The sequence below is a fragment of the Serratia sp. CY32780 genome (assembly GCF_052169135.1).
GTDB lineage: Bacteria > Pseudomonadota > Gammaproteobacteria > Enterobacterales > Enterobacteriaceae > Serratia > Serratia sarumanii.
In genome coordinates, this window is sequence record NZ_JBJNLI010000001.1 from 2,549,310 (window position 1) to 2,572,440 (window position 23,131).

Below are 23,131 nucleotides of genomic sequence, written 5' to 3' on the forward strand. Positions count from 1 at the left end.
AATTTAAGAAAACCTGCTGTTACAGCAGGTTTTTTTTCGTCTGCCGTTTACGCGGAAAGTTTGACGATCGCCGCTGGAATCCCCTGTCGCACCGCCGCACCGGTCACCCAGTCCAGCCAGGTGTTCGGCACTTCGCGCGTCGGATCGGCAAACCCCAGATCGTTGAGATTGATGCCGGCGGCAATGCGCTTATCCATCGCCAGCGGCTCGCCGTCCAGGTAGTGCTGGCTGGCGCCCATCTCCCGGTGGCCGTAGCCGTGTTCCACCGCGATCACGCCGGGCATCACCCCCGCCAGCAGACTGATCTGCGCCTCACGGCTGCCGCCCGGGGTGCTGATGCTCACCCAATCACCGTGTTGAATGCCGAAACGCGCCCCGTCCGCCGGGTTCAGCGCCACCAGGTTCACCGGCTTCACGTCATGCAGGCGCCGGATCACCGCGGTGGAGCTGCTCATCACATTGGATTTGAAGGACATCAGCCGCAGCGGCCACTGCCGCTCAGGGTAGAGTTCTTCCACCGCGCGGCCGTCCGACAAACGCGCCGGGTAGCAGGTTGGGCAGCCGCTGAAACGCTCGCCGGTAATCGCATGCCGGTGCTTCGCCACTTCCGCATTCCAGATCTGCAGCGGCTTCTCCCAGCGGTTGCCCACGCTGCCGTCGCGGCGGCCGCTGTCATGACCGGCGAAGCGGCCGCCGCGGCTGTAGATAAACGCCACGCGGCCGATCTCATCGGCGCGCAGCGTCTGCGCAAGCTGCGGCAACAAGCGATCGACGCCGCTCAGCGCCAGCTCTTCCTCCCTCACGGCCGGCACCGGCGCCTTGCCGGCAAACGCCACGTTGGCGGCGGCGCGCAGATAATAATCCTCGGCGCGGTTGAGCGGCAGCAGCCCGCCCCGGCCGTCGCCGATAGCGCGATCGCCGACCCCCGGCAGCGCCAGGCGTTTGGCGACGGCGATGCAAAACGCCTCCATGGAGATCGGCTGCCCTTGCGCCGTTTTCGCGGTCGCCGGCGTCACTATCGGCCAGCGCGCAGTGGTGGCCTTGCTGGCGACGCCGCCCCAGGGGGCGCTGAATCCCCAGCTCTCAAAGTTATGGGTGTCCGGGACGATATAGTCGGCCAATGCCGTCGTTTCGTTGATAAACGCATCGATGGCGATAAACAGCGGCAAACGCGCCGGATCTTTCAGCCGCTCTTCCGCCACGCCGCGCAACCCGGCGATACCGTACAGGGGGTTGGTCATGTTCGAGATCCAGGCTTTCAGCCCGTACGGATATCCCGCCAGCGCCGACGTCAGCAGCTCGGTCAACTGCCCGGCGACGAACGGATACCAGGGCGCCCTGGCCGGCCAGGGCGAAACGCCCGCCGCCACTTTTTCGCGGTATTCGTCGGAGGTTTCATAGGCGGCCTTGCTGCGCGCGATATTCAACCCCTTCGGTTTTACCAGGCCGGGAAACTCGACCAGGTTATAGCGCGGCCCCTCGGCGAAACCGTTGAATTTGCCGCCGCCGACGAACACCCCGCCCGTCAGGCTCAGGTTACCGATCAACACGTTGAGCATCATCACCGACCAGGTATTGTAAAACCCGTTCGCCGCCATCATCCCGCCATGGGCGATCACCGCCGCCTTGCGCCCGTGGGCGGTAAAAGCCTCGGCCAGCGCCGCGATGCGCGCCACCGGTACGCCACATTCCCGGCTGTAGGCTTCCGGCGACAGCTTGTCGGCCGCCTCTTTCAGACACTGAAAGCTGCTCTTCACCGCCACCTGCGCGCCGTCGTGCAGCGTCACCGTGCGGGTTACCCACAGCTCAGCGCTGTCGCACGTCTCGGCCGCCACCAGTTCCCCCGCGCCGTTAACCACCAGCGGCGACGTCGACTCGGCGCCGTTCAGATGGGCCAGCGTCAGATGCTGCCCCGCCAACGGATGCTCGCTCTCGGCGATCACCAGATGCGTGGCGTTGGTCCAGCTCTTCTCGCCGGCGCGTTGCATGGCGGCCTCCGACGGGATGGCGAGATAACCGGCCTGATAACGCCGATTGTCGAGGATCCAACGGATCATCGCCATCGCCAGCGCCGAGTCGGTGCCCGGCAGTATCGGGATCCAATGGCCATGATCGTCCGCCAGCGTGGTGGTCAACGGCAGCGCCGGCGCCACTACCGCGTAGCGGAATTCGCTGCGCAATCTGGCGCTGGCCAACTGCCGGGCCTGCCGCTTGAACGGGTTGCCGGACTGCGCCGGCGAGGTGCCCATAAACAGCGCGAATTCGACCTGTTCCCAGTCCGGTTTCACGTGCGGATTCTTGTCCAGATCGTTCATCAACGCGCCGGAACCGGCGCGGTAGGCCAGCCCGCAGTAAGCGCCGTGTGCGCCGAAATTTTTGCTGCCGAAGCTGTTCTGGGCGAAGCGCCGCAGGAAGCTGTCGCGCCCGTCATCACCGGCGTTGGTCACCAGCAGCTGGTTGGCTTTCGGCCCCAGCCCCGGCTGTCGGGCATCGATCGGCGTTTCCAGATCGCGGATCGCCCGCAGGCCGTCCACATGCCCCTCGCCGAACAGATCGCCGCCCTCCACCACTTCGGCGATCAACTGCTCGAAGCTGATGCGCTGCCACTTGCCCTCGCCGCGTTTGCCGACGCGTTTCATCGGCTCCAGCACGCGCAGCGGGCTGTAAAGCCCCTCCAGCAGCGTGGCGCCCCGCGCGCAGGCGGTGGAACGGGCGTCGAGGCCGCTCTCCCCGCCCAACTGCGCCAACGCGTCCTGCAGCGGCAACGCAGAATCGAGGTGCCGCTCCTGAGACAGCGGATGATACGGGTTACCGGCGATACGCAATACCCGATCGGTCTGCCTGTCCACCCGCACCCGCACGCCGCATTGCGTCCAGCAACCGAAGCACTGGGTCATCGAGATGGCCTGCTGCGGATTGCCTTGCCATTCCGGCACTGCCCGCCCTTCGGGCTGCAGAGAGTTGCCGTTGATGCGATCCAGAGTCACGCGCCCTGAGGTGCCGTGAATCAAGCCGTCGATCGCCCGTTTGGCGACCTCGCGATAGCTCAGGCCGAAAGCGGACAGCCCGCCGAAGGCCAGGCCCACTTTCAACCACTGACGCCGGGTGAGTTTAGCCATGTTGTTTTCTCCGCAGTAAAAACGCCTGTGCTTCACGCACCATGATCATTAACGCCAGCCACAGCCCGAAGGTGCCGACGATCGCCAGCAAGCCATCGGTACCAAGCGGCAGGCTATAGGGGGAATAAGACGCGTTGTATTTCGGGATGGTCTGCACCTCAATCAACAGCGTCCAGCGCATCAGCCAGCTCAGCCCCAGCGCGCAGGCCACCAGCAGCGGCGCGCCGCCGCGCGGCAAACGTCGATAGGCCGCCCAGGCGGCCCACGCCAGCGCCAGCCCCCACAGCGCGATCCAGCCGGCAGCATACTGGCGCGCCGTCGCCTGCGTCTGCAGCCAGTGGCGTACCGCCGCGCCGGATAGCGTATCGCCGCACACCCACAGCAGGATCGCCCCGCCGAGCGGCAGCAGCGTCAGCAGCATCCCGCGCGCCAGCGGCGCCTGCAGGCCGGGCCGTTTGCGCATCGCCAACAGCAACAGAGCCAAGAGCGCCTGCAGCGCGCTGAGGAACATCACGATCGGAAATGCGTAGCTGAACCAGATTGGGCGGGCGCGCACGACGGAAACCTCGCGCCCGGTGTACAACAGCAGGCCGATAGCCACCAGCGCGCAGGCGGGCGCGATCCCACGCAACAGCGCAACCGGTCTGCCCGTCAGCCGTGTAAATTCAATCGCGATAAACCACAGGCCGATCAGCAAGGTAAACAACGGCAAGAACAGCGCGCCCCACGGCATCCACGACCAGGGCGTCGGGTAGGCGTAAAAATGCCAGAAACGGGCGGTTTGATGCAGATCGGCGGTCAACGCCAGCGGCGCGGTGATGGCGCACGTCAGCCCGATAAACAGCGCCGCGCGCTCCAAATGTGCGGTGTTGTCTCCACCGCGCCAGCGCCACACGCAGGCCAGCAGCGCGGCGCAGGCGGCAATGCCGATAAAGAAGAAATATTGCACGGCCCACGGCAGCCAGCTCACCGCCTGCGGCTGGCTCAAAACCTCTGCGATCATCAGTTGGCGGCTCATCGTCCCTCTCCCCATAAGGCGACCTGCGCCCGCCCCGGCAGCGGCGTGACGAAGGCATCATCCAGCCCCAGATAAAACACGTGGGGCGCGGTTTGGTTCTCCGGCTTGAGGACTTTGATCTCGGCCTCGTGACGCCGCAGCAGCTTGCTCAGCGTGCTGTGCGGATCGCGCATATCGCCGATGATCCGCGCCCCGCCCACGCACGACTCCACGCATGCCGGCAGCAATCCCGCCTCCAGCCGGTGTACGCAGAAGGTGCATTTGTCCGCCGTTTGGGTGGCGTGATTGATAAAACGGGCATCGTACGGGCAGGCCTGCACGCAATAGGCGCAACCCACGCAGCGTTTGTTGTCGACCACCACGATCCCGTCCTCGCGCTGGAAGGTGGCCTGCACCGGGCACACCGGCACGCAGGGCGGGTTGTCGCAGTGGTTGCACAGCCTGGGCAGCAGCACGTTGGTCGCCACCGCTTCGCCTTCGAGACTGACCTGGTACTGGTTTACCGTAGTGCGAAACTCCCCGTGCGGGGTCTGGTTTTCAATGGCGCAACTGACGGTACAGGCCTGGCACCCGACGCAGCGCCGCAGATCGATCAGCATCGCGTAGCGGCGGCTGGCATCCCCCTCGCGCCGCGTCGGCGCTAACGTCAGCCCGGCCTCCGCCACGGGGATCAGCGAAGCCCCCGCCGTCAACACGCCCAGCCGCTGCAAAAACTGCCGTTTACCGAAATCCATGCGCCTCTCCCACGCCCTGGGCATCATCCCGATCACGCTATTGATGCCCGTTAGATGAATAAACAATGTCGATGATTTACAGTGTAAAAATGACATTGGGCTCAGCTCTATTGTGGTTAACCACATACCGAACCCAACGTTGATCTAAAACAAGTGGCGGCAGGCAAATTGCCCATCAGGAGGGGCCGTGAGGGTCGTGTTATTACTGCTGTTCAGTCTCGGCTGGGGGATGGCGGCACAGGCGGGCGAGTGGTCGGTCGGCGTGCTGGCGATGCGCGGCGATGCGGCGACCGCGCGTGACTGGCAGCCGCTGATCGACAGGCTCAACGGCAGCGTCGGCGGAGAACGCTTCCGCCTGCGGCCGCTCGATCTGGCGCAGATGCGCGAAGCGGTCAATCGGGGCAGCGTGCAGTTCGTGGTCACTAATCCGGCGCAGTTTGTGCAGCTGAACAGCCACTATCATCTGCGCTGGCTGGCGTCGTTGCGCGCCGCCAACGGCGATCGGGCAACGGGCAACATCATCGGCAGCGTGATTCTGGTGCGGCGCGACAGCGGCATTACGACGCCGCAGGCACTGATGGGCAAAACGGTGGGCGCCATCGATCCGCAGGCCTTCGGCGGCTATCTGACCGGCTATAAGGCGCTCAGCGACGCCGGCATACGGCCCGAGCGCGATTTTCACCTGCGCTTTACCGGTTTCCCTGCCGACGCCCTGCTCTATCTTTTGCGCGAGCGCGCCATTCAGGCCGCCATCGTCCCGGTCTGCCTGCTGGAGAAAATGGGCAAGGAAGGCCTGATCAACCCGGCGGATTTTCGCCCGCTGCTGCAACAGGCCACGTCGGCTCCCTGCGTCACCAGCACGCCGCTTTATCCCAACTGGTCGTTCGCCGCCCTGCCCGGCCTGGATAACTCACTGGTGGATGCGGTGGCGAGAGCCTTGCTGACCGCACCGCCCCAGTCTCCCTTCCTGTGGGGTGCACCAGCCTCGACCAGCGAGGTGGAAACGCTGCTGCGCGCCGTCAATCAGCACCCGGAACAGCGGCGGCTATGGCTGGATATCAAGAGCTGGCTGATCCAGCATCAGACGGCCGTCGGCCTGTCGCTGGCGCTGCTGGCGCTGTTGATCGTCAACCATATCTGGATCGCGCTGCTGGTGCGCCGACGCGGGCGACAGCTGCTCCGCGCCGACGAGCAACTGCGGCGGCAGGAACGGGCGCTGGAAAACGCCAGGCAGCTGAACGTGCTGGGGGAGATGGCCTCCGGCTTCGCGCACGAGCTCAACCAGCCGCTGGCGGCCATTCGCCACTATGCGCAGGGGTGCCTGATCCAACTGCGCAACACGGACGCCGGGCATCCGCTGCTGGGGCCGCTGGAAAATATCGACCGGCAGGCGCAGCGCGGCGGCGAGACGATTCATAACCTGCGCCAGTGGGTGCAGCCCACCGCGGAGGCGATAGACCAAACGCGCTGGCGCCCCACCGCGGTAAGCGAAACCGCCGAGCGGGTGTGGACGCTGCTGCGCCTGACGCAGCGCTATCCCGACCTGACGTTGTTCAATAACGTGGCGCCTTCGCTGACGCTAACCCTGCCGCCGGCGCTGCTGGAACAGTTGCTGGCGAACCTGCTGCTGAATGCGGCGCAGGCCGGGGCCAATGCCGTCTGGCTTTCCGCCGCCAAGAGCGAACGGGCGATGGAGTTGCATCTGCAGGACAACGCGGGCGGCATGACAACGGCCGGGCTGGAACAGGCTTTTCGCCCCTTCAACACCACCAAGGCCGGCGGCATGGGGCTGGGGTTAGCCATTTGCCGGCGCCTTGCCCGCTATGGCGGCGGCGAAATCCGCCTGGCTAACCGCCCGGCTCCCGACCGCCGCAACGGGCTGTGCGTAACGCTGCATTTCATATTGGATAACGAGGAAAACCATGTCGCTAATTTATCTGGTGGATGATGACGTCGCCGTCACCGACGCCTGCCATTTTTTGCTGACCAGCCTCGGCCACGGCGTGCAATGCTGGAATGACAGCGCCGATTTTCTGGCGCAGGCGGACCTGTTTCAGACCGGGATCGTCTTGCTGGACATGCGGATGCCGAAGCTCGATGGTCACCAGGTTTACGGGGAGCTGCGCCGCCGCGGCAGCACGCTGGCGGTGGTGTTCCTGTCCGGCCATGGCGACGTGCCGATGGCGGTGGAGCAGATGAAGTACGGCGCGGTGGACTTCCTGCAAAAACCGATCGCCGCTGAACCGCTGATCGCCGCCCTCGAACGGGCGCAGCAGGTCTCCGCCGAGGCCTGGCAACGCCATGAAACTTGCGGCCGCTACCGCACGCTCACGCCGAAAGAACGCGACATTGCGCAGCTGGTGGTGCGGGGCATGATGAACAGGGAAATGGCTGAGCGGTTGAATATCGCCCTGCGCACCGTGGAGGTTCACCGGGCAAAAGTGATGGAGAAAATGCAGGCCACCAGCCTGGCGGAATTGGTGATTCAGCTGCAGGATTTACCGCACGCCGCGCAAGAATGAACGCATCATGCAAAATTCCGCGCCCCCTCTTGCCAACCGGCCTTCCTCAGGCCAGAATACTGTACATTAAATCAGTACTTACAGGTGAGTCATGTTTGTAGAATTGGTGTACGACAAACGCAACGTCGCTGGGTTACCCAACGCCGCCGAGATTATTCGCAACGAGCTGGAAAAACGCGTGCATGCACTGTTCCCGGAAGCTGACGTGCGCGTGAAGCCGATGCAGGCCAACGGCCTGAACTCCGACGCCAGCAAAAGCGATCGTGAGAAGCTGAACCGAATGTTGGAAGAGATGTTCGAAGAAGCGGATCAGTGGCTGGTCACGGATATTTGAACCCTATCTGATAGCCGGCTCGTCCACCGGCTATATTTCTGCCAGAATAAGCCACATCCCCCCAATCCCTCAGTGATAAATGCCCTAGGTTCCAAGCTCCGTGCGGCTGATAAAACCCCGGCTATAGGTTAATACCTATACTGTTTGTTCCTGCGGAAGTGTAAAGCTCATAACAAAAAGCCCCAGCATCGCTGCTGGGGCCTCTGTCATGGTGCCGGCTACCGGAATCGAACTGGTGACCTACTGATTACAAGTCAGTTGCTCTACCTACTGAGCTAAGCCGGCTGAATTTGGCGGAAGGACAGAGATTCGAACTCTGGGAGCTGTTACACTCGACGGTTTTCAAGACCGTTGCCTTAAACCACTCGGCCATCCTTCCAATGGGCGCTGATATTAGCGATACCGTTATGAAATGTCTATCGTTTTGATGCAAAAAAATGGCATGGGCGGCGCAGTTGCCTAAACTTCAGGCCTTAAACGCCTAAAAAATGAAAAGCCCCGCGCAAGCGAGGCTTTTTTGGTCGGCCGAAACGCGATTATTTCGGCTGCGAATCGTAGTCTGAACAGGTTTGATAGCCCTTGTTCATGACATGGCCCGTGTCGTTGTAGCTGACAAAGTACGTCTGCACCTTGCCGTCGCGCGGCGCCACCGCATAGGTGTCGCAGGTGCCCTGCGCATGGATCAGCGTGGCGGACGTCGACGGCGGACCGGCGATAGCCCGCACCTGCTGCTTGGTCATCCCTACTTTGACATCGCTGACCACCGGCTCATTGACATAACTGGCTGCGCGATCATAGGTGGTGCAACCGGCAAGAATGGAAAATACCGCCGCGGTGCCGACGGCCAAAACCAACTTCTTCGTCATAGCTTGTCCTCTTGGAGTGCATTTGTTGTTCCCTAAGTCTAGAAGCGGGAAGGCTTTTCTACAAATTCCCCTTTGTCGATCGGTGCGCTTTTGCACTCAAGAGGCCATCGCCGGCGTGCCAGCAGATTCAAAAACCGAAATCGCTCAGCGCTGGAACATCGTCCGGGCGCCGGCCGAGCGGCCAATGAAAACGCCGATCCTGTTCGCGAATCGGCATGTCGTTGATGCAGGCATGGCGATTGATCATCAGCCCCTCCTGATTGAACTCCCAGTTTTCATTGCCGAAGCTGCGATACCAGTTGCCGGAATCGTCGCGCCATTCATAGGCGAAACGCACCGCGATGCGCGCGCCGTCAAACGCCCACAGCTCCTTAATCAGCCGATACTCCAGTTCTTTCGCCCATTTGCGTTGCAAAAAGCCGACCACCGCCGCGCGCCCGTCGACAAACTCCGCGCGGTTACGCCAGTGGGTATCGAGGGAATACACCTGCGATACGCGTTCGGGATCGCGACTGTTCCAGGCATCCTCCGCCAGCCGCACCTTCTCGATGGCAGATTCGCGGGTAAAAGGCGGCAATGGGGGTTTAATGCTCATGTTCATCTCCTGAGTGAAGGCATGTAGACAACTCTGTCTACATCTTTACGCTAGCGCAAGTAGACAGAGTTGTCTACAATCACTCGAAAATAGCCCCGGAGAAAATGATGACCGCCGATCTCAACGCCTTGCCCGCCCGCCAGCGCATCCTGCTGACGGCGCACGATCTGTTTTATCAAGAAGGGATCCGCGCCACCGGTATCGATCGCATCATCAAGGAATCGGGCGTGACCAAAGTGACCTTCTACCGCCACTTTCCCAGCAAGAACGATTTGATTACGGCGTTTTTGACCTATCGCCATCAGCAGTGGCTCAGCTGGTTCAGCACATCACTGGCCCGCCATGTGGCGCAGACCGGCGGGTTGCTGCCGGCGCTGGTACCCTGCCTGGCGGAATGGTTCGACGATCCGCGCTTTCGCGGCTGCGCGTTTATCAATACTGCGGTGGAGATAGCCGATCTGCTGCCGGAAAGCCTGCACATCGCCGGCCGGCATAAGCGGCAGATGGCGGATGAACTGGCGCGCCACCTGCCCGCCGGGCCGCAGCAGGAACAGCGGGCGGCAATGCTGGCGATGCTGATCGACGGCGCCATCGTCAGAGTGCAGATAGAGCAGCAACCGCAGGCCGCGCTGCAGGTGCTGAATGCCGCGTTGGACATGTTGGCGCAAGGCGGGTTCGATCAGTAATTGGCCCAGATGCCCGGCGTCACCAGCTCCAGCAGGTGGGCGTCGGGATCGCGAAAATAAATGCTCTCCCCGCCGTGTTCCCAACGCATTCGCCCCTCAATCTCCACGCCGTTGGCCACCAGATGCCGTTCCCAGTGCGGCAGTTGCTCTTTCGCCACCGCCAGCCCGATATGCGCCGGCCCCACGCCATCGTGCGCGGGAATAAACCCGGTCGGATACTGCGCCCCGCGCAGCGAATCGCCCTCGATAAACAGCAACAGTACGCTCCGATCGCCGACGTTATAGGCGCGAAACCGTTCATTGGCGACCATTGCCGGCAGCTTCAGCACCTGCCGGTAAAAAGCGTCCGCGCGTTCAATGTCGCTGACGTACAGCACCGTTTCGATCACCTTATCGATCTTGAGTTCCATATCACCTCCGTTCTGTTTGCTGTACTGACAGCGTAGGCCGAGCGGAGGCGATCCGAAGCGCTTCCCATGCCGACAACGGATCAATCCGTGCTTTTTACCGGCAAAAAAAACGCGGCCCGAAGGCCGCGCTGTGTCATTCACACGCTGGTGCTTAGAACTGGTAAACCAGGCCCACGGCAACCACGTTGTCGGTGTTGATGCCAGCAGCGTCGGTGAAATCGTTGTTGTCCACCAGGTTGATTTTGTAATCAACATAGGTAGACATGTTTTTGTTGAAGAAGTAGGTCGCACCCAGGTCGACGAATTTGACCAGATCTTGATCGCCGTAGTCCTTGCCGTTGCCGGCGCGGCCCAGGTCTTTACCTTTGGTCTGGTTATAGCCCACGAACGGACGCAGACCGAAGTCGAACTGGTAGTGCGCGTAGGCTTCGAAGCTCTGCGCCTTGTTGGCGTAGCCATAAACGCTGCTGTCGGAACTGCCGAAACGCGCCGCGTTGTAGGACTGGGTGAACATCACCGCCAGGTAGACGTCGTTGGCGTCATATTTCAGACCGCCGGAGTAACCTTCCGCCTTGTCGCCGCGGCCCATAATATTGCGGTACGCGCCGGCGCCGTTCTGCTCGCTGGTGCGGCGAGAGTTGAAGAAGGCGCCCGCGGCGCTGATGCCGTAGCCCATGTCATAGCTCATGGACATACCGTAGCCTTCGCCGTTTTGGCCCAGGACGTCACGACCGTTGTTGGTCTCTTCGCCGTTGCCGTTTTTACCCTGGTACTGCAGGGCGAAGTTCAGGCCGTCAACCAGACCGAAGAAGTCGTTGTTACGGTAGGTCGCCAGGCCGCTGGAACGCTGGAACATGAACTGGTCGGCGCCGTAGGTCATACCGTCGAACTCAGGCTGCAAGTCGGTATACGCCGCGACGTCATACAGCACGCCGGTGTTACGGCCGTAGTCGAAGGAACCATAGTCGCCGAATTTCAGACCGGCGAAGCCGTAACGGGTGAAGTTCTTGTTGTCCTGGTTTTCAGCGTGGTTCAGGTTCGCCTGATATTCCCACTGGCCGTACCCGGTCAGCTGATCGCTGATTTGCGTTTCGCCGCGCAGGCCAAAACGCATATAAGACTGATCGCCGTCCACGCCGTTGTTGCTGGAGAAATAGTGAAGACCGTCGACTTTACCGTACAAATCCAGTTTATTACCGTCTTTGTTGTAGATTTCCGCCGCGCCTGCTGTGCCTGCAACCAGCAGTGCGGGTACCATCAGAGAGAGTACTCGAAGTTTCATCGTTATTATCCTCGTTAATTATGTCGAGCTACGGCCACTGCCCTTTTCGAGCATTATTAGCACGACTGTGCATTACCATTCTGGTAACAAGGGTTATATTAATCCAGAAAGAAAATGATACCAAGTATCCGATAGTGTTTCAGTGTAATTAATAAAGGTTTCAAAATGTAAATACGCGCGAACTTTCACAAAACCTTACAGACAAACAAAATAAAGCACTTAAAGACAAAGAATAGATTAATTGATAAAAAATCATGTAGTTATACATATCTTTAAGAAAAAAAAGCCAACCATACAATTGAGACGGGCAATAAGCACATTGTGCCAAAACGCTCCCCACACGCAGCCGCTATAATCACTTCGCTATCATCATTATTTTCATTATTACCTTCATTATCGGAAGATAATTTCTGCATTCCTTTTAACCGGCTTCTGGCCGGTTTTTTATTTCCCTCCATACTCCCCTCACAATTTCGACTCGCACAAATAGCAAGCAAATAAATAACCCAATGATATAGTTTCATTAATTTACTGCCGCACTAATTGCTAATCTTTTTCCTTATTTTAGCCTACAAATTGAGCTTGCTTTTCATTTCGTGCTTTATCTTGCCGATTATTTCCCGCCGCAGGCACAATTAGCCGCAGAGTTTCAGTTCTGGTAATCTGAAAAAAGCGCACCTTCAGCGAGTAAAATTCATGATGCCCTTTCAACCCGACGTGCTGTGGCGGCGGCTGCAAAGTTCCCCCTTCCGCGCTCGCTTTCGTTTAAATGCCAAAGACCAGGCTTATCTGGAGGGCAAAGGATTGCCCCTTATCCTCAGCCATGCCCGCGATTTTATCGATCGCCGCCTGGCCGCCGCCTACCCTAAAAACGACGGCAAGCAAACGCCGATGCGTGGCCACCCGGTATTCGTCGCCCAACACGCCACCGCCACCTGCTGCCGCGGCTGCCTGGAAAAGTGGCACGGCATACCGCAGGGCGTCGCACTGGACGAGCGGCAAAAGGACTATATTGTCCAGGCTATCGCGCTGTGGCTGGTGCGCAGGGGCGGCGCCAGGGATGTGTCAGGCACGAATATTTTCGACCCGGATCGCGGATTGTGATAAAAACTGTCAGTAACTTTCACCATTCTTTTGACCCAAGATCCTGACGCTTACATGACAGCCACCTTGTGCAATGAACAGCAAACGCCCGGCGTTCCTCAACAGATCGCCACCCGTCTGGCCTTTTTCGTCGCCGGTCTCGGCATGGCCGCCTGGGCGCCGCTGGTCCCCTTCGCCAAAGCGCGCATCGGCATCGACGACGGCTCGCTCGGCCTGTTGCTGCTCTGTATCGGCGCCGGCTCCATGCTGGCGATGCCGCTGACCGGTTTCCTGACCGGCAAATTGGGCTGCCGCTCGGTGATCTTGATGGCGGGGCTGGGATTGTGCATCGATCTGCCGCTGCTGGCGCTGATGGACTCTCTCGGCGGCATGGCCGTGGCGCTGCTGCTGTTCGGTGCGGCGATCGGCATGATCGACGTAGCGATGAACGTTCAGGCGGTGATCGTCGAACGCGCCAGCGGCAAGGCGATGATGTCCGGCTTTCACGGTTTCTTCAGCATCGGCGGCATTGCCGGTGCCGGCGGCGTCAGCGCGCTGCTGTGGCTGGGGCTGACGCCGCTGCAATCCACCCTGCTTACCGTACTGGCGGTGATAGTGCTGCTGGCGCTCGCCAGCCGCCATCTGCTGCGTGAGAGCGGCGCCGACGACGGCGGGCCAATGTTCGTCTTGCCGCGCGGCTGGGTGATGTTCATCGGCATTCTTTGCTTCATCATGTTCCTGGCGGAAGGATCGATGCTCGACTGGAGCGCGCTGTTCCTCACCACATTGCGCGGCGTCGAACACAGCCAGGCCGGTCTGGGCTATGCGCTGTTTTCCATCACCATGACGCTCGGTCGCCTCAATGGCGATCGGGTAGTGAACTCACTGGGCCGCTACCGGGTGTTGCTGCTGGGCAGCCTGTGCGCCGCTCTCGGCCTGAGTCTGGCCATCGCCTTCAATCACGCCACCGTGTCGCTGGTCGGTTTCATGCTGGTCGGCCTGGGCGCCTCGAACGTGGTGCCGATCCTGTTCAGCGCTGCAGGCAACCAGCGTGACATGCCGGCCAATTTGGCGATCGCCTCCGTCACCACCGTCGGCTATGCCGGTATTCTGGCCGGCCCGGCGCTGATCGGCTTCATCGCTCAGTTTTCCAGCCTGACGGTGGCCTTCGCCTGCGTAGCCGCTCTGCTGTTGGCGGTGACCGCCAGCGCCAGGGCCGTCACTCGCTGATTCAGGAATGCGCAGCCACTATGCAAAATAAACAATTGACCATCAGCTCCAGCAACATTACCCGCTGCTTCCTGCTGTTTATCGTGCTGCTAACGATCGGCATCGGCCTGTATGGCTACAACTACACCAATGCCTGGCTGGCGGAAAAGAAGTACGCGCTGAACAGCATTGCCGGTTCGCTGCAAAAGCGCATCGATACCTACCGCTATATGACCTATCAGGTCTATGACAAATTCGGCAATGCCCCGGCGCAGAATGTCGATCCCGGTTTGCAGGAAACCCGCCTGCGGCCCGACGTCTATTATATCGAGAAACCGCACAAGAAAACCGACGCGGTGATCTTCGGCAGCCATGACGAGAGCACGCTGGCGATGATCGCCAACATCTCGGATTACCTGGACACCCGCTGGGGCGCCAAGACCGAAAACTACGCCATGTATTACCTCAATGGTCAGGACAACAGCCTCAGCCTGATCACCACCCAGCCGCTCAAAGAGCTGGCTTCGCGCTTTCGGGAAAGCTACCTGACCACCTCGGCGGACGAACGCCGCGCCGAGATGCTGCAGCAGGCCAATATGCTCGACGAGCGCGAGAGCTTTTCCGATCTGCGCAAGCAGCGCTTCCAGAACGCCTATTCGTTCTCGATTCGCACCACTTTCAATCAGCCAGGGCATCTGGCGACGGTGATCGCCTTCGACTTGCCGATCAACGACATCATTCCGGCCAATCTGGCCCGCGCCAATTTCCTGCTGCAGCCGGACGATGTCGATCTCGACGACAGCACCATCCCGGCGGAAACCGTCCTCGGCACCCATGCGACGATGAGCGGCGGCTGGGTGGAGTTCAGCGCCGCCCTGCCCAATGCGCCGCTGAAGGTGGTGTATCGCGTTTCGGCCATCAATCTGGCCATCGACCTGCTGCGCAACAACATCTGGCTGATCGCGGTCAACTTGCTGCTGCTGGCGCTGTCGATGCTGAGCATCTACTTTATCCGCCGCCAGTACATTCGCCCGAGCGAAAACATGGCGGTGGAACTGGAGGCCGAGCGCGCGCTGAATCAGGAAATCGTCTCCAGCCTGCCTTCCGGCCTGCTGGTCTACAGCTTCGCCAACAATGCGGTGATCGCCAGCAATAAAATCGCCGAGCACCTGTTGCCGCACCTCAGTCTGCAAAAGATCGCCCATATGGCCGAACAGCATCACGGGGTGATCCAGGCGACGGTCAACAACGAGGTGTATGAAATCCGCATCTTCCGCAGCCAGCTGTCGCCGGACACCTACTTGTTCCTGATGCACGATCAGGATAAAGAGGTGATGGTGAACAAGCGGCTGCAGCAGGCACGGCGCGAATACGACAAAAACGTTCAGGCGCGCAAGCTGATGCTGCACAACCTGGGCATTGAGCTGAATCAGCCGGTACGCCAGATGCACGATCTGGTCGATCGTCTGCACGGCCGGCCGGATGGGGAACAGCAGCAGGCGCTGCTGGGCCAGCTGACGGCGGCGTCGGCTTCGGTGCTGGAATTGATCGATAACATCACCCTGCTGACCCGGCTGGAAACCCAGGACTGGCAACCCTCGCGCGAGCCGTTTAGCCCGACGGCGATGATCGACGAGTTGCTGTTGGAGGCCCTGCCCGCCCTTAATCAGAAGGGGCTGGCGCTGTTCAAGCATTTCCAGCTGGACGTCGAGCAGAACTATATCGGCGACGCCAACGCGCTGCGCAAGGTGATCTCGCTGCTGGTGCATTACGCCATTATCACCACCGCCTGCGGCAAGATTTCCCTGGTTGTCGACCATGAGCCAGAGCACCCGGATCGCCTGATTTTCCAAATCAACGACACCGGCTCCGGCATCTCCAACGAAGAGATCAGCAACCTCAACTATCCGTTCCTCAGCCAGACGCTGGTGGATCGCTTCAACCACGGTTCCGGCCTCACCTTCTTCCTGTGCAATCAGCTGTGCAAGAAGCTTAACGGCCAGTTGGACATTCGCAGCAAGGTGGATATCGGCACTCGCTACACCATTCGCGTCGCCATGGAGATGGAGAAAAAAGAGCCGCAGGAGCAGGAAAAACTGCTCGACGGCGTCACCGCCCTGCTGGACGTCACGTCGGATGAAGTGCGCGGCATCGTGACCCGTCTGCTGCAGGCCTACGGCGCCGACTGCCTCGTCGCCGACGATCGCGCGGTCAATCGCGATTATGACGTGCTGCTGACCGATAACCCGCAGCGAGCCGATGATTACACCCTGCTGCTGGCGACCGATGAGCCGGGTTGGCAAGCGCTGGATAAACGCTACATTCGGGTGAACTACAACCTGAACGGCGCATTAATCGACGCCGTGCTGATACTGATCGAACAGCAAATGGCCGCGCTGGAACAGGAAGAAAGCCCGCTTTCATTGAGTTCAGAAGATATCCAACTCTATGAAAAACAATTGAAATCAAGTGATTACTATGGGCTGTTTGTCGATACAGTACCCGACGATGTCAAAAAACTGTATACTGAGGCGGGCAGCAGTGATTTCAATGCGCTGTCACAAACCGCACATCGCCTGAAAGGCGTGTTTGCCATGTTAAATCTGCTTCCCGGCAAGCAGCTGTGCGAATCGTTAGAACAGCGCATCGCAGAAGGTGATGCGCCCGAGATCGAGAATAACATCAGTCAGATTGATTTTTTCGTCAGCAGACTGCTGAAGCAAGGTAGCCAACAACATGAATAACCTGAACGTAATTATTGCTGATGACCATCCTATCGTACTGTTTGGCATCCGGAAGTCACTTGAGCAAATTGAATGGGTGAATGTCGTTGGGGAGTTCGAAGACTCAACCGCACTGATCAACAATCTGTCCAAGCTGGACGCCAACGTGCTGATCACCGATCTGTCGATGCCGGGTGACAAGTATGGCGACGGCATCACGCTGATTAAGTACATCAAGCGTCACTATCCGCAGTTGTCGATCATCGTGCTGACCATGAACAACAACCCGGCGATCCTGAGCGCGGTATTGGATCTGGATATCGAAGGCATCGTGCTGAAACAAGGCGCGCCTACCGATCTGCCGAAGGCGCTGGCCGCCCTGCAGAAAGGCAAGAAGTTCACGCCGGAAAGCGTCTCTAAACTGCTGGAGAAGATCAGCGCCAGCGGCTATGGCGACAAACGCCTGTCGCCGAAAGAGAGCGAAGTGCTGCGCCTGTTCGCCGAAGGTTTCCTGGTGACCGAGATCGCCAAGAAGCTCAACCGCAGCATCAAAACCATCAGCAGCCAGAAGAAATCGGCGATGATGAAGCTGGGCGTCGAGAACGACATCGCCCTGCTCAACTACCTCTCCTCCGTCAGCATGACGCCGTTGGACAAAGATTAACGCCTGACTCACGGCAGGTTAACGCCAAACAGGCACGGCATTCGCCGTGCCTGTTTGCTTTTCAAGCCTCGCTGCGGCTGTAGCGCACCTGCTGGCTGTAGTAAGCCAACGTCTGTTCCAGCGTCTCCAGCGTGACCGGTTTCGACAGGCAATTATCCATACCCGCCTCGAGGCAACGCTGCCTCTCTTCCGCCAGCGCGTTCGCCGTCACGCCGATCACCGGCGCGCTGAACTGCATCTGCCGCAGCGCCTGCGTCAGACGATAACCGTCCATATTCGGCATATTGACGTCGGTCAGCACAATATCGACGCGATGCTGTTTCAGCACGCCGAGCGCGTCGACGCCGTCGTTGGCGGTCACCACCTGATATCCCAGCGATCCCAGCTGATCGGACAACAGGCGACGGTTGATCGGATGATCGTCGACCACCAGCAGATGAATATCGCCGTTGTCCGCCGCGCTGGCCTTGGCGGGCACCGGCAGCTGCACCAGCGCCTCTGCCGCGCCGCTGCCGACGCCGAACAACCGGTTGAGCAAGGTCAGCGTTTCACGCGGCGTGGAGGTGCTGTGCATCCAATAGCCCGGCCGGGTTTCCTGTGATGGGCCAATATGCTCGGTGGAGAATTGGATCTGAGCCAGCAGCGGCGCATCCAGCATCAGCGGATGATCGCTGAGCAGCACCTCTCCCGCGGCGGTCTCCTGCCCGTCATAGCGCTGGATATCGGCGCCGTAGCCGCCCAGGATCGCCATCAGGTAGCTTTCCAGCCGCTGATTGCGGATATCCAGCCACAGCCGACGCCCCTGCCAGGTATCGCTGGCCTGCGGGATCGGGAACTGGGCGTTAAACAATGGAATGCGAATGCTGAACAAGCTGCCCAGGCCCGGCTCGGACTCGACGGAGACGTCGCCGTCCATCAGGTTGACCAATTTCTCGCAGATCGCCAATCCCAGGCCGGTGCCCTGGAAATGACGCTGCACGCCGGTCCCCACCTGGAAGAACGGATCGAACAGGCGCGAAATCTCCTTCTCCGGGATGCCGACGCCGGTATCGCGCACGCTGAACTCCAGGTAGCTGCCGCGGGTGCAGACCTGCAGCACGATACAGCCGGTATCGGTGAACTTGATGGCGTTGTTCACCAGGTTGGAGAGCACCTGCTGCAACCGCACCGGATCGCCGAAGATGCGCTCCGGCACGTTCTGTTCGATAAAGCAGTACAGCCCCAGACGTTTCTTGACCACCAGCGGCAAATAGTTGCCGGCGATATGGGTGATCACCTCCAGACAGGAGAACTCGCGCGGTTCAATCTTCAACTGCTCGGACTCGATTTTGGAGAAATCGAGGATGTCGCTGATGATTTTCAGCAGCAGGCCGGAAGAGTTGTTCATCGCATTGACCAGCCGATCGACCCCTTGCGGCAACGCCTTGGTTTGCAGCAGATCAAGGTTGCCGATAATGCCGTACAGCGGCGTGCGCAGCTCATGGCTGACGGTGGCCAGGAACATCGATTTCGACTGGCTGGCCTGCTCCGCCGCCGCCGCCATCTCCTGCAGCGACTCTTCCATCTTCACGCGCGCGCTGACGTCCACCAACACGCAAATCGCCACCTCTTCGTTACGGTAGCGCGAATGGACAAAGCTGATCTGCAGGTTGTTGTTGTTGCTGGTCATCACATCGACGAAATTCGCCTGCTGTTCGCAAATGATGCGCGTTATGCGATCGCGATCTTCGTGGGTCAACAGGTTGATGTAGTTGTGCGCCAGTTCGTTACTCAGGATATTGGTGCCGTCGCTGATGCGCAGGATACAGATGCCCACCGGCGCCGAAGCGACGATCTTGCGGTTGAACTGCTCGTGCTCTTCCAGGCGGAAGGCGTTGTCCTCCGCCGGCAGGAACATCTTGCGCTCAAACAGCCACGCCAGCGTGAACAGCACGATGGCCGACAACAGGTTCAGCAACAGCGCGTTGAGGATCAGCATTTTGAAGCGTTCCACCACGCTTTTCACCGGCAGCGCATAGACGATGCTCAGCGAAGAAGGCGGCAGCGCTTTCTTCAGGATCAGGTCGCGGTAATTGTCGACATAACCGAAGTAGGCATGCTCTTCGGGGTAGCTGTTGAGCGCAGCGGCATAGCGTTCGCCATCCGCCAGGCGCAGCACCGGCTCGTTGTTCTCATCCAGCAGCGTGACGCCGATCGGCAGGTTGCCGGCGGTAACGAAATCTTCCAGCCGAACGGTTTGCTCGATGCCCAGCAACGCCTCCAGCTTGTTGCCGATATAGAGAGGCGTCAGCACGTACAGATAACCGACGTCCGGCCGCTGCGCGCTGGGGCTGATCCAATACAGGTTGTTGTCTTTGTCGAGATTCTTGGCGTTGCGGTATTTCAGAATGCGCTCGTGCAGCAACTTCAGCATGTTTTCCCGATTGGCGCTCGCGTTGCCGCCGCCGAATTCCGCCATACACAGGCTGTCGCCGCCAATGAAGAACACCCGGTTGAGATCGTAGGCCGCCACGAAGTTCTCTTTCCAATACTGGATCAGGCCGCTCAGCGAATCGAGCGAACTGCGATAGGTGGTGCTCAGCGCGCAGTTGGACTCGGGGTACAGCGGAAAGAATTGCGGCGGGCTGCCCTTGCCGGGGATCACGCCGCTGAACATGTCCAGGCCGCTGACCGAACCGTTGAGGCGGTTTTCCGCCATATACTTGATGTCGCGAATGATGTCAGCGGAGTGACGGATGTAGCCCTGCGCCTGGTCGAAGTTGAGGTTGTACTCCTGCCGGATGTCCGATTCTTTCTGATGCAGGATATTCAGAATATAAAAGGTGGTGAGCAGCGCTCCCAACGACCACAGCAAAATCGCCAGTACCCGGAACAGATAGCGGGATATCTTCAGCGTAGTTCGAAAAGAGGCTAAGTATTTCAATCGGATACCATACGAAAGTCAGTGGCGGCGCACGCTGTCGCCGGCGCGGCGGCCGGCGGCTCGGTGCGCCAATTAAACCATATAACTGAAAAAGGGCCTAGCATCGCTGCCAGACCCTTTTGTCTCAGTGCATCATGGTGCCGGCATGCCGACGCCCTTTGCTTTAAACGTTGTCGTCATCCATCGGCTCAGCCGCGTCGTCGCCATCGTCCAGCGGCGTGGTGTCTTCTTCCACCGCTTCCGCGCCCGGCTCCAGGCTGTCCAGCTCTTCGTCTTCCACCGGCTCGGCCACGCGCTGCAGACCGACGACGTTTTCGTCTTCCGCCGTACGGATCAGCGTCACGCCCTGGGTGTTACGGCCCACCACGCTGACTTCCGAAACGCGGGTACGCACCAGCGTGCCAGCATCGGTGATCATCATGATCTGGTCGCTGGTTTCCACCTGCACGGCGCCGACCACCTGCCCGTTACGCTCGCTCACCTTGATGGAGATAACCCCCTGGGTGGCGCGTGACTTGGTCGGATATTCGGTCACGGCGGTACGTTTACCGAAGCCGTTTTGCGTGACGGTCAGGATGTCGCCTTCGCCGCGCGGCACGATCAGGGAGATCACACTGTCGCCTTCGCCAAGGTTGATGCCGCGCACGCCGGTTGCGGTACGGCCCATCGAACGCACCTGCGTTTCCGGGAAGCGCACCACTTTACCGTTGGCGGAGAACAGCATCACTTCGTTGCTGCCGTCGGTCAGATCGACACCGATCAGCTCGTCACCCTCGTTGAGGTTGACGGCGATGATGCCGGCGCTGCGTGGGCGGCTGAACTCGGTCAGCGCGGTTTTCTTCACGGTACCGCTGGCGGTGGCCATGAACACGTGGCGCCCTTCTTCATACTCGCGCACCGGCAGAATGGCGGTGATACGCTCATCGGCTTCCAGCGGCAGCAGGTTGACGATTGGGCGACCGCGCGCGCCGCGGCTGGCTTCAGGCAGTTGGTACACCTTCATCCAGTACAGGCGGCCACGGCTGGAGAAGCACAGGATCGTATCGTGGGTGTTGGCCACCAGCAGACGATCGATAAAGTCTTCTTCTTTAATACGCGCCGCAGATTTGCCTTTGCCGCCGCGGCGCTGCGCTTCATAGTCGGACAGCGGCTGATACTTCACGTAGCCCTGATGAGACAGGGTCACCACCACGTCTTCCTGGTTGATCAGGTCTTCGATGTTGATGTCGGAAGTATTGGCGGTGATCTCGGTGCGGCGGCCGTCGTTGTACAGCTCTTTGACTGCCACCAGCTCTTCGCGGATCACTTCCATCAGGCGCTCTGGGCTTTCCAGGATAAAGATCAGCTCGGCGATAAAGTTGAGCAGCTCTTTATATTCGTCCAGCAGCTTCTCGTGCTCCAGGCCGGTCAGTTTCTGCAGGCGCAGATCCAGAATCGCCTGAGCCTGCTGCTCGGTCAGGTAGTACTTGCCGTCGCGGATGCCGAACTCCGGCTCCAGCCACTCAGGGCGGGCGGCGTCGTCACCGGCGCGCTCCAGCATGGCGCTGACGTTGCCCAGATCCCACGGCTGCGCCACCAACGCGACTTTCGCTTCGGCCGGGGTCGGCGCACGGCGAATCAGCTCGATGATCGGATCGATGTTGGCCAGCGCGATAGCCAGCGCTTCCAGGATATGGGCGCGGTCGCGAGCCTTGCGCAGTTCGAAGATGGTGCGGCGGGTAACCACTTCGCGGCGGTGACGCACGAAGGCTTCGAGGATGTCTTTCAGGTTCAGCAGCTTAGGCTGGCCCTGATGCAGCGCGACCATGTTGATGCCGAAGGTGACCTGCAGTTGCGTCAGCGCATACAGGTTGTTCAGCACCACTTCGCCGACCGCGTCGCGTTTGACTTCGATCACGATGCGCATGCCGTCTTTATCGGACTCGTCGCGCAGCGCGCTGATGCCTTCCACACGCTTTTCTTTCACCAGCTCGGCGATCTTCTCGATCAGACGCGCCTTGTTCACCTGATACGGGATCTCGTGAACGATGATGGTTTCGCGCCCGGTCTTGGCGTCGGCCTCCACTTCCGCGCGCGCGCGCAGGTAGACTTTGCCACGCCCGGTGCGGTAGGCCTCTTCAATGCCGCGGCGGCCATTGATGATCGCTGCCGTCGGGAAGTCCGGCCCCGGGATGTGTTCCATCAGCCCTTCGATGCTGATGTTTTCATCGTCGATATAGGCCAGGCAGCCGTTGACGACTTCCGCCAGGTTATGCGGCGGGATATTGGTGGCCATGCCCACGGCGATGCCCGACGAGCCGTTGACCAGCAGGTTCGGGATCTTGGTCGGCATGACGGCCGGGATCTGCTCGGTGCCATCATAGTTAGGCACGAAGTCGACGGTTTCTTTTTCCAGATCCGCCAACAGTTCGTGAGCAATCTTGGACATGCGCACTTCGGTATAACGCATCGCCGCGGCGGAGTCGCCGTCGACGGAGCCGAAGTTACCCTGACCGTCCACCAGCATGTAGCGCAGTGAAAACGGCTGAGCCATACGCACGATAGTGTCGTAAACCGCGCTGTCACCGTGCGGGTGATATTTACCGATCACGTCCCCGACGACACGGGCCGATTTCTTGTATGGTTTATTCCAGTCGTTACCCAATACGCTCATCGCGTACAGAACGCGGCGGTGAACCGGCTTCAGTCCATCACGAACATCTGGCAGCGCACGTCCGACAATAACGGACATCGCATAGTCCAGATACGAGTTTTTCAACTCGTCTTCGATGTTTACCGGTGTGATTTCTCTGGCAAGGTCGCTCATGGAGCTGCTATCCCTCTACTAATGATTCATCTGCCCGCTGCCATAGTGGCAAAGGTGTAAAACTATATCACAAAGCACGCTTTACGGGAAAATAACCGCCGCTGTTTCACGGAAATTGTGCAGATAAGTGCGCTAAAAACGCATCGGCGCAGACGAT

Annotated in this window: 18 protein-coding genes and 2 tRNA genes; 8 read left to right on the top strand and 12 right to left on the bottom strand. The window is 60.0% G+C overall.

Features of this window, described 5'->3' with window-relative positions; genetic code table 11:
• Positions 1–47: 47 nt before the first annotated feature.
• From ttrA to ttrB, 3 genes are read right to left on the bottom strand one after another with little or no spacing between them, the layout of a single operon-like run.
• Complete coding sequence (ttrA, locus tag ACJ8HH_RS12330; RefSeq protein ID WP_060451721.1) at positions 48–3,119, bottom strand: tetrathionate reductase subunit TtrA; 3,072 nt, start codon at positions 3,117–3,119, stop codon at positions 48–50.
• Complete coding sequence (gene ttrC / locus ACJ8HH_RS12335) at positions 3,112–4,137, bottom strand: tetrathionate reductase subunit TtrC (RefSeq protein ID WP_060451722.1); 1,026 nt, start codon at positions 4,135–4,137, stop codon at positions 3,112–3,114. Before ttrC ends, ttrA begins: the two co-directional genes overlap by 8 nt.
• Positions 4,134–4,871, bottom strand: a complete 738-nt coding sequence (gene ttrB, locus ACJ8HH_RS12340) for a tetrathionate reductase subunit TtrB (RefSeq protein ID WP_033635289.1) — start codon at positions 4,869–4,871, stop codon at positions 4,134–4,136. The genes ttrC and ttrB overlap by 4 nt, the downstream gene beginning before the upstream one ends.
• 229 nt (positions 4,872–5,100) lie before the next feature.
• Between ttrB and ttrS the strand changes: the two genes are divergently transcribed.
• From ttrS to ACJ8HH_RS12355, 3 genes are all read left to right on the top strand, one after another.
• Positions 5,101–6,819 carry a tetrathionate respiration histidine kinase TtrS gene (ttrS, locus tag ACJ8HH_RS12345; RefSeq protein ID WP_230298443.1) on the top strand — a complete coding sequence of 573 codons (1,719 nt, stop codon included), beginning with the start codon at positions 5,101–5,103 and terminating at the stop codon, positions 6,817–6,819.
• Entirely contained in the window at positions 6,794–7,393 is a 600-nt protein-coding gene (ttrR, locus tag ACJ8HH_RS12350) for a tetrathionate respiration response regulator TtrR (protein ID WP_041035997.1), read from the top strand. The genes ttrS and ttrR overlap by 26 nt, the downstream gene beginning before the upstream one ends.
• Positions 7,394–7,484: 91 nt before the next feature.
• Positions 7,485–7,727, top strand: a complete 243-nt coding sequence (locus ACJ8HH_RS12355; protein WP_004935803.1) for a DinI family protein — start codon at positions 7,485–7,487, stop codon at positions 7,725–7,727.
• 209 nt (positions 7,728–7,936) lie between these two features.
• Here the strand turns inward: ACJ8HH_RS12355 and ACJ8HH_RS12360 are convergent.
• From ACJ8HH_RS12360 to ACJ8HH_RS12375, 4 genes are all read right to left on the bottom strand, one after another.
• Positions 7,937–8,012 (bottom strand) — tRNA-Thr (locus tag ACJ8HH_RS12360).
• 6 nt (positions 8,013–8,018) lie between these two features.
• A tRNA-Ser gene (locus ACJ8HH_RS12365) sits at positions 8,019–8,106 on the bottom strand.
• A gap of 157 nt (positions 8,107–8,263) precedes the next feature.
• Positions 8,264–8,593 carry an osmotically-inducible lipoprotein OsmE gene (osmE, locus tag ACJ8HH_RS12370; RefSeq protein ID WP_033635291.1) on the bottom strand — a complete coding sequence of 110 codons (330 nt, stop codon included), beginning with the start codon at positions 8,591–8,593 and terminating at the stop codon, positions 8,264–8,266.
• Positions 8,594–8,720: 127 nt separating this feature from the next.
• Positions 8,721–9,188 carry a nuclear transport factor 2 family protein gene (locus ACJ8HH_RS12375; RefSeq protein ID WP_025303631.1) on the bottom strand — a complete coding sequence of 156 codons (468 nt, stop codon included), beginning with the start codon at positions 9,186–9,188 and terminating at the stop codon, positions 8,721–8,723.
• Between the two features lie 107 nt (positions 9,189–9,295).
• On the opposite strand from ACJ8HH_RS12375, the gene ACJ8HH_RS12380 reads away from it, so the two are divergent.
• Positions 9,296–9,874, top strand: a complete 579-nt coding sequence (locus ACJ8HH_RS12380; protein WP_039565032.1) for a TetR/AcrR family transcriptional regulator — start codon at positions 9,296–9,298, stop codon at positions 9,872–9,874.
• On the opposite strand, the gene ACJ8HH_RS12385 is transcribed toward ACJ8HH_RS12380, so the two are convergent.
• The 3 genes from ACJ8HH_RS12385 to ACJ8HH_RS12395 form a co-directional block, all read right to left on the bottom strand.
• Positions 9,868–10,284, bottom strand: coding sequence for a VOC family protein (locus ACJ8HH_RS12385; protein WP_033635296.1), 417 nt, complete (start codon positions 10,282–10,284; stop codon positions 9,868–9,870). The two genes, ACJ8HH_RS12380 and ACJ8HH_RS12385, sit on opposite strands and share 7 nt — an antisense overlap.
• Positions 10,285–10,435: 151 nt before the next feature.
• Complete coding sequence (ompC, locus tag ACJ8HH_RS12390; protein ID WP_033635297.1) at positions 10,436–11,566, bottom strand: porin OmpC; 1,131 nt, start codon at positions 11,564–11,566, stop codon at positions 10,436–10,438.
• A 272-nt stretch (positions 11,567–11,838) separates the two neighbouring features.
• On the bottom strand, positions 11,839–12,090 hold the full coding sequence (locus ACJ8HH_RS12395) for a hypothetical protein (RefSeq protein WP_133306283.1): 252 nt from the start codon (positions 12,088–12,090) through the stop codon (positions 11,839–11,841).
• Between the two features lie 172 nt (positions 12,091–12,262).
• Between ACJ8HH_RS12395 and ACJ8HH_RS12400 the strand changes: the two genes are divergently transcribed.
• Genes ACJ8HH_RS12400 through rcsB form a run of 4 tightly spaced genes read left to right on the top strand, consistent with a single transcriptional unit; the run spans position 12,263 to position 17,245 of the window.
• On the top strand, positions 12,263–12,670 hold the full coding sequence (locus tag ACJ8HH_RS12400; protein WP_089185413.1) for a DUF4186 domain-containing protein: 408 nt from the start codon (positions 12,263–12,265) through the stop codon (positions 12,668–12,670).
• 54 nt (positions 12,671–12,724) lie between these two features.
• The gene (locus ACJ8HH_RS12405) at positions 12,725–13,879 is read left to right on the top strand and encodes an MFS transporter (protein ID WP_033648025.1); all 1,155 of its coding nucleotides are present in this window, start codon (positions 12,725–12,727) and stop codon (positions 13,877–13,879) included.
• 20 nt (positions 13,880–13,899) lie between these two features.
• Positions 13,900–16,602: a phosphotransferase RcsD gene (rcsD, locus tag ACJ8HH_RS12410; protein WP_060451723.1), complete on the top strand. Its 2,703-nt coding sequence runs from the start codon at positions 13,900–13,902 to the stop codon at positions 16,600–16,602.
• Positions 16,595–17,245: a response regulator transcription factor RcsB gene (gene rcsB / locus ACJ8HH_RS12415; protein ID WP_004935900.1), complete on the top strand. Its 651-nt coding sequence runs from the start codon at positions 16,595–16,597 to the stop codon at positions 17,243–17,245. Before rcsD ends, rcsB begins: the two co-directional genes overlap by 8 nt.
• Positions 17,246–17,306: 61 nt before the next feature.
• On the opposite strand, the gene rcsC is transcribed toward rcsB, so the two are convergent.
• Positions 17,307–20,168: a two-component system sensor histidine kinase RcsC gene (gene rcsC, locus ACJ8HH_RS12420; RefSeq protein WP_041036029.1), complete on the bottom strand. Its 2,862-nt coding sequence runs from the start codon at positions 20,166–20,168 to the stop codon at positions 17,307–17,309.
• Positions 20,169–20,331: 163 nt separating this feature from the next.
• On the bottom strand, positions 20,332–22,974 hold the full coding sequence (gene gyrA, locus ACJ8HH_RS12425; protein WP_004935906.1) for a DNA topoisomerase (ATP-hydrolyzing) subunit A: 2,643 nt from the start codon (positions 22,972–22,974) through the stop codon (positions 20,332–20,334).
• Between the last annotated feature and the right edge of the window lie 157 nt (positions 22,975–23,131).

Excerpts from the sequence above, each read along its gene's own strand:
- ACJ8HH_RS12400 (WP_089185413.1), top strand. The coding sequence starts at position 12,263 with ATGATGCCCTTTCAACCCGACGTGCTGTGGCGGCGGCTGCAAAGTTCC.
- rcsB (WP_004935900.1), top strand. The coding sequence starts at position 16,595 with ATGAATAACCTGAACGTAATTATTGCTGATGACCATCCTATCGTACTG.
- ttrA (WP_060451721.1), bottom strand. The coding sequence starts at position 3,119 with ATGGCTAAACTCACCCGGCGTCAGTGGTTGAAAGTGGGCCTGGCCTTC.
- gyrA (WP_004935906.1), bottom strand. The coding sequence starts at position 22,974 with ATGAGCGACCTTGCCAGAGAAATCACACCGGTAAACATCGAAGACGAG.
- osmE (WP_033635291.1), bottom strand. The coding sequence starts at position 8,593 with ATGACGAAGAAGTTGGTTTTGGCCGTCGGCACCGCGGCGGTATTTTCC.
- ttrC (WP_060451722.1), bottom strand. The coding sequence starts at position 4,137 with ATGAGCCGCCAACTGATGATCGCAGAGGTTTTGAGCCAGCCGCAGGCG.
- ACJ8HH_RS12385 (WP_033635296.1), bottom strand. The coding sequence starts at position 10,284 with ATGGAACTCAAGATCGATAAGGTGATCGAAACGGTGCTGTACGTCAGC.
- ACJ8HH_RS12405 (WP_033648025.1), top strand. The coding sequence starts at position 12,725 with ATGACAGCCACCTTGTGCAATGAACAGCAAACGCCCGGCGTTCCTCAA.
- ACJ8HH_RS12380 (WP_039565032.1), top strand. The coding sequence starts at position 9,296 with ATGACCGCCGATCTCAACGCCTTGCCCGCCCGCCAGCGCATCCTGCTG.
- ACJ8HH_RS12355 (WP_004935803.1), top strand. The coding sequence starts at position 7,485 with ATGTTTGTAGAATTGGTGTACGACAAACGCAACGTCGCTGGGTTACCC.
- ttrR (WP_041035997.1), top strand. The coding sequence starts at position 6,794 with ATGTCGCTAATTTATCTGGTGGATGATGACGTCGCCGTCACCGACGCC.
- ACJ8HH_RS12395 (WP_133306283.1), bottom strand. The coding sequence starts at position 12,090 with ATGAAACTATATCATTGGGTTATTTATTTGCTTGCTATTTGTGCGAGT.
- ttrB (WP_033635289.1), bottom strand. The coding sequence starts at position 4,871 with ATGGATTTCGGTAAACGGCAGTTTTTGCAGCGGCTGGGCGTGTTGACG.
- ompC (WP_033635297.1), bottom strand. The coding sequence starts at position 11,566 with ATGAAACTTCGAGTACTCTCTCTGATGGTACCCGCACTGCTGGTTGCA.
- ttrS (WP_230298443.1), top strand. The coding sequence starts at position 5,101 with ATGGCGGCACAGGCGGGCGAGTGGTCGGTCGGCGTGCTGGCGATGCGC.
- ACJ8HH_RS12375 (WP_025303631.1), bottom strand. The coding sequence starts at position 9,188 with ATGAGCATTAAACCCCCATTGCCGCCTTTTACCCGCGAATCTGCCATC.
- rcsD (WP_060451723.1), top strand. The coding sequence starts at position 13,900 with ATGCAAAATAAACAATTGACCATCAGCTCCAGCAACATTACCCGCTGC.